This is a genomic window from Frankia sp. CcI49, assembly GCF_001983215.1.
Lineage (GTDB): Bacteria > Actinomycetota > Actinomycetes > Frankiales > Frankiaceae > Parafrankia > Parafrankia irregularis.
In genome coordinates this window covers 26,110-42,798 of the sequence record NZ_MOWP01000006.1, presented here as the reverse complement: position 1 = coordinate 42,798, position 16,689 = coordinate 26,110, and the positions used below count along the sequence as shown (strand labels likewise).

Below are 16,689 nucleotides of genomic sequence, written 5' to 3'. Positions count from 1 at the left end.
TCAGCCGCGGGAGAAGGCCTCGCGGCGCATCATGCCCAGCAGGGTCGGGGCGCCCTCGGTGGTGTTGACCGCGACGCACCTGCCGACCCACTTGTCGTCGCCGGCCAGGGCGAGCATGCTCGCGGCGAGGTCGGCGCGGCTGGTGAAGATCCGGTCGGAGTGGTCCTCCTGTAGCTCGTAGGCGGTCGGTTCGGGGGCGTCGAACAGGCCCCCGGGGCGCAGCACCGTCCAGTCCAGGCCGCTGGTGCGCAGGAACTCCTCCATGGCCCGCATGTCGCGGTAGGTGGTCCGCCCCATCGTCGCGGTGAGGAGCGGCTGCATCACCCGGTTCAGCAGGAATCCGCCGTCGGCGTGCCGGGTCGGGTAGGCGGCCGACGAGCTCACCGCGACCACCCGCCGCACACCGTGGCGCCGCATCGCCGTCGCGATGTTGTCGATGCCCTCGCTGTAGACCGTGATCTCGCGGCGGCCGAACGGCACACCCAGGGTGGAGAGCACGGCGTCCGCCCCGCCGACGATCCTGGTGACGGCCGCCCGATCGTGGACGTCCGCCTCGGCGACGAGCAACCGCGGATCGCTCAGGGGGAACCGGGCGGCGTCGCGGGTCACCGCCACCACGTCGTGCCCGGCGTCGACCGCCTGCTGGCACAGCACCCGTCCGGTGCCGCCGTTCGCTCCGAACACCACGTATCGCATGCCGCCGCTCCTCGCGCCTCGCTTCGGGAGACGCCGGGACGTCCCACGCCCGGCGGTGCGCCCCGAGCGCGGCGCACACAGAGGAGTCGAAGCCCGCGGCCCGGATGTGACCGGGCCCGGATGCGACCGGGCGCCGATATGACCGGGCGAGGAGCCGGCCGGCCCGGAGGTGACGGGTGCGGGCAAGGGGTGGGCCGGTGCTCCGGTGGACGGCGACAATGGCAGCGGGGGAGATCACGATGTGGAGGAGAATGAGTCGATGTATCCCGGAACGTTCGCTGCGAGGTTCGCCGACAAACCGGCTGTGATCATCGCGGAGACGGGGGAGCGGCTCACCTACCGTGAGCTCGAGGACAATTCACTACGTTTAGCCCGGTATCTCTACGACGCGGGCTTCCGGCGGGGCGACCATGTCGCGCTGCTGGCGGACAACACTCCGCAGGCCTACGAGGTGTACTGGGCGGCGGTGCGTTCGGGCTTCTACATCACCGCGGTCAACTGGCATCTCGCGGTGCCCGAGATCAGCTACATCGTGAACGACTGCGGGGCGCGGGTACTGATCGCCTCGGCCGCCCTGCGGGACATCGCGGCCACCGTCGTCAGGGACACGCCCGCCGTGGATGTCCGGCTGATGTTCGGTGCGCAGCCGCAGCCGAGCGGATCCCTTCCGGGCGGCTTCGGCTCCTACGAGGCCGCGCTGGCGGGCGCCTCGCCGGAGCCGTTGCCGGCGCAGCCCCGCGGGGCCGACATGCTGTACTCGTCGGGCACCACCGGCCGGCCGAAGGGGATCAAGAAGCCGTTGCCGAAACGGCAGGTCGACGAGCCGGGCGACCTCTACACCGAGCTTCTCCCGCGGATGTACGGCTTCGACGCCGACACCGTGTACCTGTCTCCCGCGCCGGTCTACCACGCGGCGCCCCTGCGGTACTCCACCGTCATCCACGCGGTCGGCGGAACCGTCGTCCTGATGCGCGGTTTCGACGCGCAGGCCGCGCTGGCCGCCATCGAACGCCACCGGGTCACGCACAGCCAGTGGGTGCCCACGATGTTCGTCCGAATGCTGAAGCTGCCAGCCGAGGCGCGGGAACAGTACGACCTGTCGAGCCATCGGGTCGCCGTGCACGCCGCGGCACCGTGCCCCGTCACGGTGAAACAGGCGATGATCGACTGGTGGGGCCCGATCCTCCACGAGTACTACGCCGCCACCGAGGCCATCGGCACGACGCTCGCCAGCAGCGAGGAATGGCTGCACCGGCCGGGAACGGTGGGGAAGGCGACGCTCGGCATCCTGCACATCTGCGCGGATGACGGTACGCCGCTGCCGCCGGGCGAGACCGGGACCGTGTACTTCGAACGCCACGACCCGCTGTTCGAATACCACAACGACCCGGAGAAGACGGCCCAGGCACGGCATCCGGACCATCCGACCTGGAACACGACAGGTGACATCGGGTATCTCGACGCCGACGGCTATCTCTACCTCACCGACCGGAAGGTGTTCCTCATCATCTCCGGCGGCGTGAACATCTATCCGCAGGAGATCGAGGACAGTCTCGTCCTGCATCCCAAGGTGTTCGACGTCGCCGTCGTCGGAATGCCCGACGAGGAGATGGGTGAATCCGTCCGGGCGGTGGTGCAGCCCGCCGTGGGCGTCACGCCGGGGCCCGGCCTCGCGGCCGAGCTGACGGAGTTCCTGCGCGGGCGGATCGCCTCCTACAAGATCCCGCGCAGGTTCGACTTCGTGACCGAGCTGCCGCGTACACCGACCGGCAAGATGGCCAAGAAGGCGCTGCGCGGCTGATCCGCTCCGTCGGAAGCTGGGCGCGGAGGCTGAGCGGCGCACACCGAGCGGTGCACGCTGTGTTCGGCCTCCGCGCCTGGCTCAGGCGAGGGCGGGCATCACCCTGTCGACGACGATCCGCAGGTAACGCCACGCGATCTCGGGGGGCAGGCCGCCCACCAGCGGGTGCAGGTTGATCGTCTGCCCGCCGCGGGCCAGTTCGACCGCCTCCTCGACGGTCATGACGCGGTGGCTGCGGTTCTCGGCCCGCAGCTCGTCCACCGTCGTCGCGAAGGAGAGGCTGGCGGTGGTGGTGTCGGTGCGCTGATCAGCCTCGTTCCAGCTGGCGTAGCTGACGGCGTCGTGCAGCAGGTGCGGGCCGATCTCCGCCCACGCCTGGTCGACGTCCTCGGCGACGAACACGGTGGTCGGCAGGTCCGGCGGCGGCAGGAAAGCGAAGCCGGGCTGGTGGCCCGCCGCCTGGGCGGCCTGCTCGTAGGCCTGCTGCAGGCCGGGGGCAGCCTTCTGGGCGAAGAAGCCGAGGCCGTGGCGGCCGGCGCGGCGGGCCGCCACGGCACTGGCGCCACCCCAGAAGACCGTCGGGCCGCCCGCGGTCACCGGCCGCGGGGTGACCTGCAGCAGACGTCCCTCATGCTCGAACGGCTCGCCGGACTTCGCCCGCAGCAGCAGCCGCAGCTTCTCCTCGGCGATCTTGCCACGGCGGGCGAAGTCGACCCCGAACAGCTCGTACTCGGCCGGCCGGTAACCGACAGCCGCGACATAGGAGATCCGGCCGTTGCTCAGGATGTCGAGCACCACCATCTGCTCGGCGAGCCGGATCGGGTCGTAGAGCGGCAGCACCAGCGCCGCGACGAAGATCGGTAAGGTGGTGGTCCGGGCGGCCAGCGCCGCGCAGAGCGTGAGCGGTGCGGGCAGGTAGCCGTCGGGCGACGAGTGGTGCTCGCAGACCGTGACCGCGAGGCATCCCCGGGATTCGCCCCAGGCAGCCATCTCCAACGCGGTCTGGTACAGCTGCGGGGCCGGGGCGCCGATGGCCGGCGCGCGCAGGTCGAAACGCATCGTGAACACTGGGGCTCCCTGTGGGCTTGACGCGTCCAGAGGTCGGTCGAGGGGCGGAGCTGGTCGAGGCCGGACCAGGAAGATCGGATAATACATACAATCAGTGACCCTGGTAACTGCGGTGGTCCCGTCGGAGTGGTCCGGGTGCTGCCGGGTCGGTGCTCGGTCCGACGTCACGCTCGGAGATCACCAGTCGTCGCCCTCCCGGGACGGGCGGTCGGCCGTGCGGGCACCCCTGGGTGTGGCGATCCGGTTTGGCGAGTCGCAAGAGTGAACGATTTTGGTCGTTCCAACGACCAAGATCCTTCTTGCTTGCGGGTCGCCAGCTGATCTATGCCCCTTTTGGCCGCTGAGTCGTCCGGCCCGTCCGGGTGCCTTGTCCGCCACTACGGCGGGCGCATGGCGTCGCTGTGCGCATCCGGAACATAGCGTCGGACCGTGCGAGTGGACGGGCAGGGGAGCGACTCGGTACCCGCGGGATCGGGAGGTCCACCATGAGTGGCAGCACAGGCAGGCACCGAGTACTGATCGTCGGCGGCGGGACGGCGGGAATCACGGTCGCGGCGCGGCTGCGCCGGGCGGGCGTCACGGACGTCGCGTTGATCGAACCGTCGAACACGCACTACTACCAGCCCATGTGGACCCTGGTCGGCGGCGGCCGGGCCCCGGTGGAGCCCACCGCCCGACCGGAGCAGGACGTCCTGCCGCGCGGTGTGCGCTGGTACCGCGACGCGGCCGTCGAGATCGACCCCGACGCGCACACGGTCGGGCTCGCCGGCGGCGGTCGGGTGGCCTACGACTTCCTGGTGGTGGCGCCCGGGCTGCAGCTGTGCTGGGACGCCGTCCCCGGGCTGGAGCGGACGCTGGGCCGCGGCGGGGTGTCCAGCAACTACAGCTACGACTTCGCCCCGGCGACCTGGAACTTCATCCGCAACCTGCGGTCGGGGACGGCCGTGTTCACGCTGCCGTCGACGCCGGTCAAGTGCGGCGGGGCGCCGATGAAGATCGCCTTCCTGGCGGCCGACTACTGGCATCGGACCGGTGTCGCCCGCGACATCAGGATCGTCCTCGCCTTCGGTGCGTCCGCGCTGTTCCGGGTCGCGGCGTACCTGCCGGCGCTGGAGGCCGCCGTCGAGCGCTACGGCCTGGACCTGCGGCTTTCCACCGAGCTGGTGGAGGTCCGTCCCGAGCGCCGCCAGGCCGTCCTGCACGAGCTGGCCGCGGGCCCGACCGGAGGCACCGGCGGCATGACCGAGCTGGACTACGACTTCATGCATGTCACCCCGCCGCAGCAGGCCCCGGACTGGATCAGGTCCGGTCCGCTCGCGGGAGCGGACGACCCCGGCGGCTACGTCACCGTCGACCCGGCGACGCTGCGGCACACCCGCTACCCGGACGTGTTCGCGCTCGGTGACGTCGCGGGCCTGCCGACGTCCAAGACCGGTGCGGCGATCCGCAAGCAGGCACCGGTGGTCGTGGCGAACCTGCTGGCCCTGCTCGACGGCCGCGAGCCGCGGGCCCGCTACGACGGCTACACGGCCTGCCCGATCGTGACCGCCCGCGACCGGATGGTGCTCGCCGAGTTCGACTACGCGCTGCAGCCGCGACCCAGCATCCCGATGATCGACACCACCCGGGCACGCCGCGACATGTACCTGCTCAAGCGCTACGGCCTGCCGGCCTTCTACTGGAACCTGATGCTGCGCGGCCTCGGCTCGTGAGCGCGCGGGCAGTTCACGAGATTCCGGTAACGGGGGCCGGATCAGGGCTTCCCAGGCGGATCAAGGTTTTCCGGTAGGTATCTCGGTGTCAAAGTAGGTCGGTGAAGGACACTTCCGACCGGCGGGTGCTGGCCCGGGCGAGGGCCGCGACGATGGTGACCCACTTCGTGCTGGCACTGGTCCTCGCCGCGTGGGCGCCGCGCATCCCCCAGGTCCGCAGCGACCTCGGCCTCTCCGACGGTGAGCTGGGCCTGGCCCTGCTCGGCGGTCCGGTGGGTGCGCTGGCCACGCTGTGGGCCGCCGGCGCCCTCGTCAGGCGGCTGGGCAGCCGGCGGATGGTCGTCGCCTCGCTCGGCGGCTACTGCGTCGCGGGCACGTTGCTGGCGGTGGTGTCCGGAGTGGCGTCGCTGTTCGCGGTGCTCGCGGTGTGGTGCGCGCTCAGCGGGGCGCTCGATATCGCGAGCAACGCGCAGGCGGCCATGATCGAGGAGCTGTTCGGCCGGCGGATCATGATGACGGTGCACGCGGCCTGGACGGGAGGCGCGCTCGTCGGAGCGGGCCTCGGTGCGGGCGCCGCGGCGCTCGATCTTCCGCTCGGCCTGCAGACGGCCCTGCTGGGCGCGGCCGGGCTCGCCGCCGCCCTGCCCGCGACCCGCTGGATGCTGGACGGCGACCACGCTGTCGCGGCACCTCGCGCCTCGCCGCGCGGGCACCGCCGGTCGGCGGAGCTCCGGGCTTCGGTGCGGTGGGTGGTGCCGTTCGTCCCGCTCTGCGTGGTCGCGTTCGCGAGCTTCCTCGGCGAGGGGATCGCGGCGGACTGGAGCGCGGTCTACCTGACGGACGTGACCGGTGCGTCGCCCGGCCTGGCCGGGGTGGGCCTGGTCGCCTACATGACCTGCATGCTGGGCGTACGGCTGGTGGGTGACCGGGTGGTGGAGGCCCACGGCGTCCGRCGGACGATCCGGCCGCTGGCGCTGGCCGCGGGGGTCGTGTTCGCCTGCGCCCTCGTCCTCGGCGGGACGGCGGCGGGCACCGCGCTGGGGATCGTCGGCTTCGCCGTGCTCGGCGCCGGCCTCGCCTGTGTGGTACCGGCGGCGTTCTCCGAGGCGGGACGTCGGGCGACCCGCGCCGGGGCACCCGCCGGGCCGGCGATCGCACTGGTCGGGTCGCTGGGCTATGCGGGCTGGCTCGCGGGGCCGCCGCTGATCGGCGGCGTGGCCGAGCTCGTCGGCCTGCGTACGACCATGTGGGCGGTGGTCGGGCTCACCTGCGCCATCGCGGCGCTCACCGGTGTCCTCGCCACGGCCAGCTCGCCCACGCCGCCCGATTCGCTCGCGCGGCCCGATTCGCCCGTGCCGCCCGGCCCCGATTCGCCCGTGCCGCCGCCGACCACGGCGAGCCTGCCGCCCGCGACGACGTCGGCGTCCGCCGCGGGTTAGCCGGGAGGGGCTGCTGGACAGGCGGTTCGGCCCCCCTCCGACCTGGCATCGGCCTATCTCACAGTCGTCGCACAGGGACAGCACAGCGGTGCCGAAGGCTCGGCGCCGACGGTGGACCCATGACATCCTCACTGTTCGTCGGGGCACCGGTCGCCGGGGTGCCGGCCGCGCGTCGCCACAACGGCGGGGCCTCGAACACCGACGGGACGCTCCCGGCCCCGGACGTCGGCTCCACGCCCGCGGTGACGACGGCCGGGGCCACGGCTGTCGGGGCCACGGCTGTCGGGGCCACGGTTGCCGGGGCGGCGGTGGCAGCCCTTGGGACGGCGCTTGCGGCACCGGGCGGGGAGGGGCTCGCCCCGGTGCTCGACCTGGTCGTTCCCGTGTACAACGAGGAGCGGGATCTCGCTCCGGGCGTGCGGCGGCTGCACACCTATCTGAGCGCGACCTTCCCCTACCCGTTCCGCATCACGATCGCGGACAACGCCAGCACCGACACGACCCTGGCCACGGCACAGCGACTCGCCGCCGAACTGCCCGGTGTCGCCGTGACGCACCTTGACGCCAAGGGCCGCGGCCGGGCACTGCGCACGGTGTGGGCGGCCTCCGACGCGGCGGTGCTCGCCTACTGCGACGTCGACCTGTCCACCGATCTCGCCGCGCTGCTCCCGCTGCTCGCGCCGCTGCTGTCAGGCCATTCGGAGCTGGCGATCGGCAGCCGGCTGGCCCGCGGCTCGCGGGTGGTGCGCGGTCCGAAGCGGGAGGTCATCTCCCGCTGTTACAACCTGCTGCTGCGTGCGACGCTGCGGGTGCACTTCACCGACGCGCAGTGCGGCTTCAAGGCCATCCGGGCCGACGTCGCCGCCGCGCTGCTGCCCCACGTGGCCGACAACGGATGGTTCTTCGACACCGAGCTGCTGGTCCTGGCGGAGCGGTGCGGGATGCGCATCCACGAGACGACCGTCGACTGGATCGACGATCCGGACAGCCGGGTCGACATCGTCTCGACCGCCCTCGCCGACCTGCGCGGGATCCGGCGGATCCGGCGCGAGATCGCCCGGGGAACGGTGCCGTTGGCGCAGCTGCGCGCGATCTTCGGCCGGGAGCGGCTGTCCGCCCGGCCGGCCCGGCCCGTCGTGCCCGCGTGCTGAACGGCATCGATCCCCGCACCTGCGGCCCCGACGGCGACGCCCGGCCAACTGACTCCTCGGCCTGCTCGGTGCTCCCACCACCGAGCAGGCCGAGGCCGCCGGGGCGGATCGTGGCTCCGCTCGACGTGGGTGTCCCAGCCGCGGCGGTCAGGCGGTGCGGGCCAGCGCCGCACCGACGAAGGTCAGCTGGGCCGGCGTGACGGAACGCCAGTAGCTGGGAGTGTGGCCGCCGGGCCCGAAGCTCCGTTCCTGCGCCCGCAGCGTCACAGCGGCCTCGCGGGAGACGCTGATGAAGGGATCCGACTCGCCGCAGTCGATCCGGTAGGCCACGCCGGGGGCGGGCGCGGTTCCCAGCACCGGGTGGGCGGCGAAGTCGGCCTTCGAGTCGAACGCGCCGGGGGCGCTGGCACCGTAGGAATGCCACATCGCCGGGCTGCTCGCGGCCACGGCTACGACCCGCTCGGGGTGGCGGTGCGCGAGCAGCAACCCGCCGTAACCGCCCATCGACCAGCCCGTCACCGCGATCCGGCTGGTACGCAGACCCAGCTGGTCGAGCCGCGGCAGGACCTCGTCGAGGATCATGGTCTCCGGGTCGTCGCCGGAGGCCCGGCGATGCCAGTACGTCTCGCCGCCGTCCAGGGTGACGAGCGCGAACGGTGCCGCCCCGGCCGCGAGCACCGTGCCGAGCTGGGCTTCCAGCCCGAGCAGGGAGACGGCCCGCGCAGCGTCGTCACCGCGCCCATGCAGGACGAGGCAGACCCCCAGTCCGTCCGCGACGCGCGGCGCGACCACCGCCATGCCGACCTCACGGCCCCGCGCGGCGCTCGCGAACCTCGTCCGACGCACCTCGACCGGACCACGGGTCGCCGCGGCGCCGGGCGTGGACGTGGAAAGCGAAGCAGGTGGCGAAACGGGCGTGGCCGCAGTGCCGACCGCGCGTGGGGAGTCACTGACGACGAGGCCGTGGGAGGGCTGGGAATCCGTCCCGCAGGCTGTGGGAAGACCACCGGCCGCGGTGATGGTCGCGATCAGCAGCGCACGCCTGCTTGGGCCCATGCTGCGGATGTTCTCATCACGCGGCGGACCACCGCGACCACGGTGCGGTGGTCCGCCGTTGCGCCGTTGCGCCGGTTCCTCGGTGCGCGGCCCGTTCAGCGTTGCGTGGCCGGCTCCCACTGCCAGCCGGGGATCCGTTCCAGCGCGGACCGTCGCGCCGGTGGGAGCCGATCCTCCAGGTGCGCCACGCGCTGACCGGCGACCCAGGTCGCGAGGGGGAAGCCGCTCGGGTCCAGCTGACCGTCCGGGACCCGGGTGTGGCCGTGGCTGTGGCTGAACTCGCGCAGTGCCGCCAGGCCGAGGCGGAACTCGTCCTCATCGGCCTGGACCTGCGCGTCGGACAGCTGCTGGACGCTGTGTTCCAGCCGCTCGCGGCGCCGGGCGCGATCCGCGGCGGCGATCTGCGGTTCGTTGTTCACAGTGCTGACCTTCCTGCCGGCAGCTTCTGCCGAACACTCTCCTCTCCATGCATGCCCGCTGTTCGACAGGTCGCACGCGCCCGGCGGAGACGAGATCCGGCCCCGCCGGGCGGGCGGTCAGAGCTCGTTGCCCCAGAAGTAGCGGGCGACCATCTCGACCCGCTGCAGCTTCGCGCGCTGGTGGGCCGCGTCCAGCGGCACGGCCGTGGCGTGGAACCCGCCGTTCGTCGAGATCGCGATGTCGTCGACGTCGATCAGGGCGGCCGCGTCGTCGATCCGGCCGACCAGTTCGTCGACGGGCTCCAGCTCCGGGTCGTCGACGTCGACGATGCCGAGTGACATCACCAGCCCGGCGGGCAGCTGCCCGAGCGGGAAACGCTCCGCGGGTGCCGCCGGGTATTCGACGCACAGCCGGCCGAATCCCAGGCCGCCCAGGAACCGCTCGACGGCAGCCGGGTCGTAGCCACCGCCGACCGCACCGGCGGTGGTGATGTCGAGGCCGACACGGAACTCCGCCGGTGTCTCCAGGCCGGCGAGGACCTGGGCGTCGACCTGCGACATCCGTTCGATGGTCGAGTCCGGATCGATGCCGCGCGACCGGGCCTGCGACCGCCCCTGCTCGGTGAGCAGGAAAGTATACGCGGGGTTGGTCAGCAGGACGTAACGGATGCCGTCGGCGGCCAGGGCGGCGATCTCCGCGCCCAGGATCCGCGCGAGATCCGCACCGACCTGCTCGACCTGCTCGACCCGCCCGGCCGTCCCGGATGTCCCGCCCTGCCCGGCTTCACCGCCGGTGACGGCGACGCCTCCGGACAGCTCGGCGAGGAAGCCCGGGGACGGTAGCGCCACCAGCGTCGGGCGGTCGGTGCCGGACAGCAGATAGTCGGCCTCGTGCTTGGCCAGCCGGCCCTGCCCGACCGGGCGATCGGTCAGCCCGCGGACCTCCGGCGCGTGTGCGATGCCGACGAGGTCGGCGAACGCGCCGCCGGGCAGCGGCCTGTCGGCGAACCCGGCGACCCCGTCGTAGACGACGGACAGATGGTTGCGCCGGCGGAACTCCCCGTCGCTGAGCGCGGCCAGGCCCAGCCGGCGCTGGGCGAGCAGCGCCTGGCTGATCGCGGTCTCCTCGGCGGCCAGCAGCGCCGCACCGTCGACGGCTCCGCGCAGCTGTGCCGCCCGGGTCTCGACCAGCTCGGCCGGTGGCAGCAGGCTCGCGTGGTGGTCGATGTGGTACTTGAAGTCGTCAGCCATGTCCGTTCGCCTCCCGGCGTGCCCCGGCCCAGGCCGGGAAGTCGACGGCGAAGCCGGCGGCCGCGACGACGGCTTCGCAGATCTGCTGGTCCTCGTCCGGGCTGCCACCGGAGATGCCGATCCCGCCGAGGATCGCGCCGTCCCGCTTGAGCGTGTAGCCACCCTTGGTGGCGACGATGGGGTGCTGTCCCATCCGTCCCACCTGGGTGAAGAAGACCGGGTCGGACTGGCGCCAGTTCTCCAGCATCTCGGTCGGCCGCTGCATGACGGCCGCCGAGTAGGCCTTCGACAGGGCGATGGCCGGCGTCATGGGGCGGGCGCCGTCCATCCGCTCCACCAGAACGGTGAAGCCGCCGTAGTCGACGACGGCGATGCTCAGCGCCTTGCCCAGTTCGAGCGCGCGCTCCCGGGCGTCGTCCACGAGGGTCCGGGCAGCACTGAACAGCAGGGTCATGCCGACGCTCCAGCGGTCGTGAGTTCCGTGGCGTACGCCTTTTCCAGGAAGCGGATGAGGGCGGCGTTGAACAGGTCGGGCGCCTCCCAGTACATCGAGTGCGGCGCGGCCGGGACGAGTTCCAGCGTCGCGCTCGGGAGAAGTGCCGCCGCGGCGCGGACGGTGTCCGGGCGCAGCACCGCGTCGTTCTCCCCGGCGAGGAAACAGAGCGGAATGCCGGAGCCGGCGAGCTCGGCGACGGTCGGGCCGTCGGTGTTGAGATTGCGAAGATCCGCCATCTTCGCGGTGTTGAAGGTGCCCATCTGCCGGAACAGGAACGTCTTCTCCTGCTCCTCGGCCTGGAAGCGGGGAGTGAGCAGCCGGTCCAGGACGGGCAGCTTCACCGCCTCGGCCCGGTCGGCCTGGACCCGTGCGGCCAGGTCGGGATGGTCGATGCCGCCGAGCGAGTGCGCGAGCACCACGCCGGCGGCGAGGCCGGGCTGGCGCAGCGCGGCCCGCAGCGCCGCCGCGGCCCCGATGGACTGCCCGACCAGCACCGCGCGCTCCACCCCGGAGTCGACGAGAACGGCGGTGATGTCATCGGGGAACGCCCGGCTGTCGAACTCGTCCATGGTGGAGTCCGAACGGCCGAAACCGCGCAGGTCGAGGGTGATGACGGTGAACCGGTCGCGCAGCACGGGAACCTGCTGCCACCAGGCGGCGTGGTGCCCGCCCGAACCGTGCACGAACAGGACGGCCGGGCCGCTGCCGTGCACCTCGTAGTAGATCCCGGTGCCGTCCGAGGACGTCGTGGTGGGCATGGGTCACGCTTCCTTGGCGGCGGAGTCGGCGGAGTCGGCGGAGTCGGCGATGAAGGCGGGTGCGGCCGCGGGGGTGGGTGCGGGTGCGGCGGCCTGGCGGGGCGGCGCTCCGCCACCGGCCCCGGGGCGGTTGCCGTGGTAGACGATCTCGATCATGGTGTGGTCGGGGTCGTGGATGTAGCAGAACTTCGAGTTGTTCTCGGGCCGCTCGATGGGCCGGGTGTGCCGGACGCCCAGTTCGTGCAGGTGGGCGAGAAAGCCGTCCCAGTCCTCCACCTCCATGGCGAAGTGGTAGGGCGACATGCGGTCCATCTCCTCGACCGGGGTGAAATGCAGGTCGAAGTTCCCGCGGGTCATCAGGACCACCCTGGTGTTGCTCTTCGGGGTGATCGCCTTGAGCCCGAAAACCTTCGAGTACCAGGCCTTCGTGCGCTCCGGGTCGGTGGTCGGGAAGTTGACGTGATGGATATAGGCGGGTCGGTTGCTCATCATTTCTCCTCGGCCGCTGCTGACGACTTCTCCAGCTCCACCGGATTGCTCAGTGTGCCGATGCCGGAGATCGTCACGCCGACGGTCTGGCCCGGTTCCATCGCCACGACCGACTCGGTGCCCATCCACAGGACGTCGCCGGGCATGAGCGTGATGTAGCGGGAGATCTCGCGGATGTAGTCGTAGGGATCGAAGATCATGTCTCCGGTGGCGAACCGTGCGACCTCGGTGTCGTCCAGGCTGACCGTGGTGGTGGCGGCCAGGGCGTCGACGTCGGTCTCGATCCACGGACCCATCGGCTTGAAGGTGTCGCTGTTCTTGGACCGCCACAGGGTGCGGTCGCTGCGCTGCCACTCCCGGGCACTGACGTCGTTGCCGATCGTCCAGCCGAACACCGCGTCGACGGCCTGCTCGCGGGAGCAGTGCCGCACCCGGCGCCCGATCACCGCCACCAGCTCGCCCTCGGTCTCGAACCGGCCGGTGCAGTCGGCCGGTTTGACGATGGCCTCGCCGGGCCCGATCAGTGCGCTGTTGGCCCGGTAACCGATCTCCGGGCGCTCGGGCATCACCGCGAGGGCGTAGCCGCGTTCCCGCGCGTGCTCGATGTGGCTGGCGTAGTTCAGGCCGACGGCGAAGAAGGTCGGGGGCAGCACCGGCGCCAGCAGCCGCACCTCGGCCAGCGCCACGGGCTCGCCGCTGGGCCGGTGCCCGGCGAACGGGTCACCGTCGACGGGCCAGACCTGCTCGTCGACGATGACGCCGTAGCTGGGCACGCCACCGCGTTCGAAACGGCACCATCGCATCAGATCGCCCGCATCAGATCGTCCGCATCAGATCGCCAGCCGGTGTGAGACGCGCTTGGTGACCAGGTAGCCGTCCAGGCCCTCGGATCCCCCCTCGCGCCCGTGGCCGCTCTCCTTGAAGCCCCCGGACGGCGCCTGCGGCACGGACCCGCCGACATGGTTGATCGACAGGATCCCGGCCTCGAAGGCGTCGGTGAGCCGGGCGACGGTGTCCGCCCGGTGGGTGAAGCCGTAGGCGGCCAGGCCGTAGGGGAGCGCGTTCGCCTGCGCGATCGCGTCGTCGAGCGCGCGGAAGCGGATCACCGGCGCCACCGGGCCGAACGGCTCGTCCCGCAGGATCTCGGCGTCGGCGGGGACGTCCGCCAGCAGGGTCGGGCGGTAGAAGAAACCCGGGCCGGGGAGGTCCTCACCGCCGGTCAGCACGGCCGCGCCGCGGTCGCGGGCGTCGTCGACCAGGCGCCGGACGGCGGCCCGGCGGCGCTCGTTGGCCAGCGGGCCCATCTGGACGCCCGGCGCCAGGCCGTCCCCGACCACGACCGCCTCGGAGGCCTTGACGAGCGCGTCGACGAACTCGTCGTGGATGCTGTCGTGCACGAAGAAGCGGCTCGGTGAGGTGCACACCTGGCCGGCGTTGGTGTACTTGCCGCGGGCGCAGGCGGCGGCCGCGGCCGCCGGATCGACGTCGTCGCAGATGATGACCGGGGCGTGCCCACCCAGCTCCATGATCGTCGGCTTCATCACCGCGGCGGCGAGCCCGGCGAGCTTCTTGCCGACCGGCACCGACCCGGTGAACGCGACGAACCGGATCGTCGGCGAGGCGACGAGATGTTCGGACACCTCCGCCGGGACGCCGAAGACCAGGTTCAGGACCCCGGCCGGAACCCCGGCCTCCTCGAAGCACCGGACCAGCGCGCAGGCGGTGGCGGGCACCTCCTCCGAGGCCTTGATCACGATCGAGCACCCGGCGGACAGCGCGGCCGCGATCTTGCGCATGGGGCTGCCGGCCGGGAAGTTCCAGGGCGTGAAGGCGGCGACCGGGCCGATCGGTTCGCGGCGCACGGTGAGGGTCTCACCGGGCCCGGTCGGGATGATCCGCCCGTAGGCGCGGCGGCCCTCCTCACAGTCCCAGTCGAGCAGGGTCGCCACCCGCTGTACCTCACCGACGGCCTCCGCCAGTGCCTTGCCCTGCTCGAGCGTCATCACCCGGCCGATCTGGGGGGCGCGTTCACGCAGCAGGTCCGCGGCCCGGCGCAGAATCCGCGACCGTCGCTCGACCGGGGTGTCGCGCCAGATCCGGTAGCCGCGGGCGGCCGCCGCGAGCGCGGCGTCCAGGTCGGCCTTCTCCGCCAGCGGGACACTGCCCAGCCGCGCGCCGGTGGCCGGGTTGATGACGGCCTCGCGGCGGTCACCGCTGCCGTCGGTCCAGCGGCCGTCGATGTGCATCGCGAGGGTCGGATAGTCGGTCGGGACCGCAACCGGCTCGGGCACCTCGTAGCTGCCCGGCTGCGTCGTCATTGTGCGCTCTCCCTGTTGGTCTGCAGCGTCCAGAGGTGGTGCGGCGGGGTGACCTCGTGTGTTCGGGGCGCGTACGAGTCGTCGACGCGGTCCATGTCAGCCGCGTATTCCACCCGCCCGCCGCACGGCGCATGAACAAAACGAAAGACGTTCGACCCGACGGTGTGCCGGCCGAGCCGCCTGGCCTCGCGCCAGCCGGCCTCGATCATCTGGTTCCCGCCCAGGATGACGTCGTCGAAACTGTTCACCTCGTAGGAGGTGTGATTGATTCCGGCGCGGTCGGGCCGGTGACACAACAACAAGGTGTGCTGGTCGAAGTCACCTTCGCAGCGCATGAAGGTTCCCATCGGCAGCACCTGGTCGGTGATGCGAAAACCCAGCCGGTCGGTGTAGAATGCGACCGCCTTCTCCCAGCTTTTCTTGGGGATGTTCAGCGCCACATGACACAGGCGCAGCGGGCGCACCGGTGCGAACGGGTCGAGGCCCCGGTTCCAGCGCCCGACGGCGCCGAACCGGTTGACCGGGATCTCGACGGCCGGCGGCTCGGCGGGGGCGGCCACGGCGAGCCCGAGGCCGAAGCCCGTCTCGTCGAACAGATGCGCCACACCCGCGGCGTCCACCCGGACCTCGTGGTCGGTCCGCAGGTCGCGGACCAGCTGGTCGAGGTTCTCCTGCGTGTCGACGCCCCAGACCACCTCGCGGATCGTGGGTCCGGGCTCGACCGGCGGGGGAAGGGACGGGTCGTCGGACCGGCGGAGCTCGACAGCCTGGTTGCTCAGGGTCGTGAACACGGCCCGGTCCTCGTTCTCGTCCTTGTCCGCGTCATCGTGAGCGGCTGACAGGGTGAGGCCGAAGTCCTGGAAGAACCTTGTGCAGGTGGGTAGATCGTCGACCGCGTAGACGGCGCGTTCGATACGCAGGATCGTCACGGGTGCAGTGCTCCTCAGCTGGAAACGTGCGACTTTGCTGCCCCACGCCGATACGGTGAGCCTAGGGCCGTTGTATCGGTCGAACCATCCTCCCGGCTGTGCGCACGGCGAAGGCTAATGATGCGGATCCGGTGCGCAGGCGGCTCGGTACAGCTCGGTTCAGGCCGGTTTGCTCAGCTCGGCCGAACTGACCGTCATCGGGTTCCGTGTGAACCACGCGGTGATGTAGTCGAGAAAAACCCGGACCTTGCGCAGGGTGTGCGCCCCGGGTGAATGGACCGCATAGAGTGACCGGGCCGGCCCCTGGTAGTCCGGAAGGGCTCGTTCGAGCAGCCCGCTCGCGAGATCGGCGGAGACGGTGCGAATGGGCATCAGCGCCAGCCCCCGGCCGCGGACGGCGGCCTTGCGCAGGGTGAGATAGCTGTTCGAGGAGTAGACCGCCGTCGGCACCTTCGAATGGATCTCCTGACCGTTCCCGCGCAGGTGCCAGATCGGGTCGTTGAGATGAATGAGGCAGTCGTTCTCGGCGAGCTGCTGCGGATCCTTGAGCGGTGGCCGTGCGGCGAGGTACTCCGGCGCTGCGCACAACACGTACTCGATGTCCGCCAGCTTTCGGATCAGCATGGTCGAGTCGCGCAGATCCCGGGTGTGAAAGGCGACGTCGTAGCCCTGGTCGAGAAACTCGAACGGGCGGTCCGACATTCCACCGACCTCGAACCGCACGTGAATCTTCGGGTGGTCGACGGCGAAGTCCGCGATCGCCTCGCCGAGGTCGAGATTTCCGATCCATTTTGGGCAGATTACTGCCAGTGGCCCTTCCACCCGCTCCCGCAGGCCGCGGAGTGCGGCGTCCTCCGCATCCATTTCCTGTAGCATGCGGTCCGCGAAGTCGCGGTAACGTCGGCCGGCGGCGGTCAGGGTCACGGCCCGCGCCGTGCGGTTCACGAGTCGAATGTCTAGTTGTTTCTCGAGTTCCGCGACATGGCGGGAGACCAGCGATCCCGAGATGTTCAGCTGTCGTGCCGCGCGACTGAAGTTTCCTTCGTCCGCGACTCGGACAAAGCTCCGCATTACGGTCAGGCGATCCATCTATGAAATCCCTTTTT

14 protein-coding genes and 2 pseudogenes are annotated in these 16,689 nt (G+C 71.4%); 4 read left to right on the top strand and 12 right to left on the bottom strand.

All coding sequences use genetic code 11. The features are described from left to right. Window positions 1–696, bottom strand: a complete 696-nt coding sequence (locus CcI49_RS04395) for an NAD(P)H-binding protein (protein ID WP_054567476.1) — start codon at window positions 694–696, stop codon at window positions 1–3. A gap of 259 nt (window positions 697–955) precedes the next feature. Here CcI49_RS04395 and CcI49_RS04390 point away from each other — a divergent pair, with 259 nt between their 5' ends. Continuing rightward, window positions 956–2,497 carry an acyl-CoA synthetase gene (locus CcI49_RS04390; RefSeq protein ID WP_076824914.1) on the top strand — a complete coding sequence of 514 codons (1,542 nt, stop codon included), beginning with the start codon at window positions 956–958 and terminating at the stop codon, window positions 2,495–2,497. Window positions 2,498–2,578: 81 nt separating this feature from the next. On the opposite strand, the gene CcI49_RS04385 is transcribed toward CcI49_RS04390, so the two are convergent. Next, a complete protein-coding gene (locus CcI49_RS04385; protein ID WP_076824492.1) occupies window positions 2,579–3,565 on the bottom strand; it encodes an LLM class flavin-dependent oxidoreductase in 987 nt (328 codons plus the stop codon). A gap of 485 nt (window positions 3,566–4,050) precedes the next feature. Between CcI49_RS04385 and CcI49_RS04380 the strand changes: the two genes are divergently transcribed. The 3 genes and pseudogenes from CcI49_RS04380 to CcI49_RS04370 all read left to right on the top strand — a co-directional run. Further along, window positions 4,051–5,277, top strand: coding sequence for an FAD/NAD(P)-binding oxidoreductase (locus CcI49_RS04380; RefSeq protein ID WP_076824490.1), 1,227 nt, complete (start codon window positions 4,051–4,053; stop codon window positions 5,275–5,277). Between the two features lie 101 nt (window positions 5,278–5,378). After that, a complete protein-coding gene (locus CcI49_RS04375; RefSeq protein WP_235498002.1) occupies window positions 5,379–6,716 on the top strand; it encodes an MFS transporter in 1,338 nt (445 codons plus the stop codon). Window positions 6,717–7,024: 308 nt separating this feature from the next. Next, window positions 7,025–7,822 (top strand): annotated as a pseudogene (locus tag CcI49_RS04370) (glycosyltransferase); the annotation flags it as partial. 192 nt (window positions 7,823–8,014) lie between these two features. Here CcI49_RS04370 and CcI49_RS04365 read toward each other — a convergent pair. From CcI49_RS04365 to CcI49_RS04320, 10 genes and pseudogenes are all read right to left on the bottom strand, one after another. Next, window positions 8,015–8,923 carry an alpha/beta hydrolase-fold protein gene (locus tag CcI49_RS04365; RefSeq protein ID WP_076824912.1) on the bottom strand — a complete coding sequence of 303 codons (909 nt, stop codon included), beginning with the start codon at window positions 8,921–8,923 and terminating at the stop codon, window positions 8,015–8,017. Window positions 8,924–9,018: 95 nt separating this feature from the next. Continuing rightward, the gene (locus CcI49_RS04360) at window positions 9,019–9,342 is read right to left on the bottom strand and encodes a helicase associated domain-containing protein (protein ID WP_076824488.1); all 324 of its coding nucleotides are present in this window, start codon (window positions 9,340–9,342) and stop codon (window positions 9,019–9,021) included. A 117-nt stretch (window positions 9,343–9,459) separates the two neighbouring features. Next, window positions 9,460–10,593 carry a methionine synthase gene (locus tag CcI49_RS04355; RefSeq protein ID WP_076824486.1) on the bottom strand — a complete coding sequence of 378 codons (1,134 nt, stop codon included), beginning with the start codon at window positions 10,591–10,593 and terminating at the stop codon, window positions 9,460–9,462. Beyond that, a complete protein-coding gene (locus CcI49_RS04350; RefSeq protein ID WP_054567470.1) occupies window positions 10,586–11,047 on the bottom strand; it encodes a heme-binding protein in 462 nt (153 codons plus the stop codon). Before CcI49_RS04350 ends, CcI49_RS04355 begins: the two co-directional genes overlap by 8 nt. Next, window positions 11,044–11,847, bottom strand: a complete 804-nt coding sequence (locus CcI49_RS04345; protein WP_076824484.1) for an alpha/beta hydrolase — start codon at window positions 11,845–11,847, stop codon at window positions 11,044–11,046. The genes CcI49_RS04350 and CcI49_RS04345 overlap by 4 nt, the downstream gene beginning before the upstream one ends. Before the next feature lie 123 nt (window positions 11,848–11,970). Continuing rightward, a pseudogene (locus CcI49_RS04340) lies at window positions 11,971–12,336 on the bottom strand (VOC family protein); the annotation flags it as partial. Continuing rightward, entirely contained in the window at window positions 12,336–13,139 is an 804-nt protein-coding gene (locus tag CcI49_RS04335; protein ID WP_076824480.1) for a fumarylacetoacetate hydrolase family protein, read from the bottom strand. The pseudogene CcI49_RS04340 and the gene CcI49_RS04335, both read right to left, overlap by 1 nt. 27 nt (window positions 13,140–13,166) lie before the next feature. Then, on the bottom strand, window positions 13,167–14,654 hold the full coding sequence (locus tag CcI49_RS04330) for an NAD-dependent succinate-semialdehyde dehydrogenase (protein ID WP_076824478.1): 1,488 nt from the start codon (window positions 14,652–14,654) through the stop codon (window positions 13,167–13,169). After that, on the bottom strand, window positions 14,651–15,583 hold the full coding sequence (locus CcI49_RS04325; protein WP_054567465.1) for a VOC family protein: 933 nt from the start codon (window positions 15,581–15,583) through the stop codon (window positions 14,651–14,653). The genes CcI49_RS04330 and CcI49_RS04325 overlap by 4 nt, the downstream gene beginning before the upstream one ends. Before the next feature lie 159 nt (window positions 15,584–15,742). Then, complete coding sequence (locus CcI49_RS04320) at window positions 15,743–16,672, bottom strand: LysR family transcriptional regulator (protein ID WP_076824476.1); 930 nt, start codon at window positions 16,670–16,672, stop codon at window positions 15,743–15,745. Window positions 16,673–16,689: the final 17 nt, after the last annotated feature.

Coding starts and splice junctions, on each gene's coding strand:
- CcI49_RS04335 (WP_076824480.1), bottom strand. CDS start 13,139: ATGCGATGGTGCCGTTTCGAACGCGGTGGCGTGCCCAGCTACGGCGTC.
- CcI49_RS04330 (WP_076824478.1), bottom strand. CDS start 14,654: ATGACGACGCAGCCGGGCAGCTACGAGGTGCCCGAGCCGGTTGCGGTC.
- CcI49_RS04395 (WP_054567476.1), bottom strand. CDS start 696: ATGCGATACGTGGTGTTCGGAGCGAACGGCGGCACCGGACGGGTGCTG.
- CcI49_RS04390 (WP_076824914.1), top strand. CDS start 956: ATGTATCCCGGAACGTTCGCTGCGAGGTTCGCCGACAAACCGGCTGTG.
- CcI49_RS04345 (WP_076824484.1), bottom strand. CDS start 11,847: ATGCCCACCACGACGTCCTCGGACGGCACCGGGATCTACTACGAGGTG.
- CcI49_RS04365 (WP_076824912.1), bottom strand. CDS start 8,923: ATGGGCCCAAGCAGGCGTGCGCTGCTGATCGCGACCATCACCGCGGCC.
- CcI49_RS04355 (WP_076824486.1), bottom strand. CDS start 10,593: ATGGCTGACGACTTCAAGTACCACATCGACCACCACGCGAGCCTGCTG.
- CcI49_RS04350 (WP_054567470.1), bottom strand. CDS start 11,047: ATGACCCTGCTGTTCAGTGCTGCCCGGACCCTCGTGGACGACGCCCGG.
- CcI49_RS04380 (WP_076824490.1), top strand. CDS start 4,051: ATGAGTGGCAGCACAGGCAGGCACCGAGTACTGATCGTCGGCGGCGGG.
- CcI49_RS04320 (WP_076824476.1), bottom strand. CDS start 16,672: ATGGATCGCCTGACCGTAATGCGGAGCTTTGTCCGAGTCGCGGACGAA.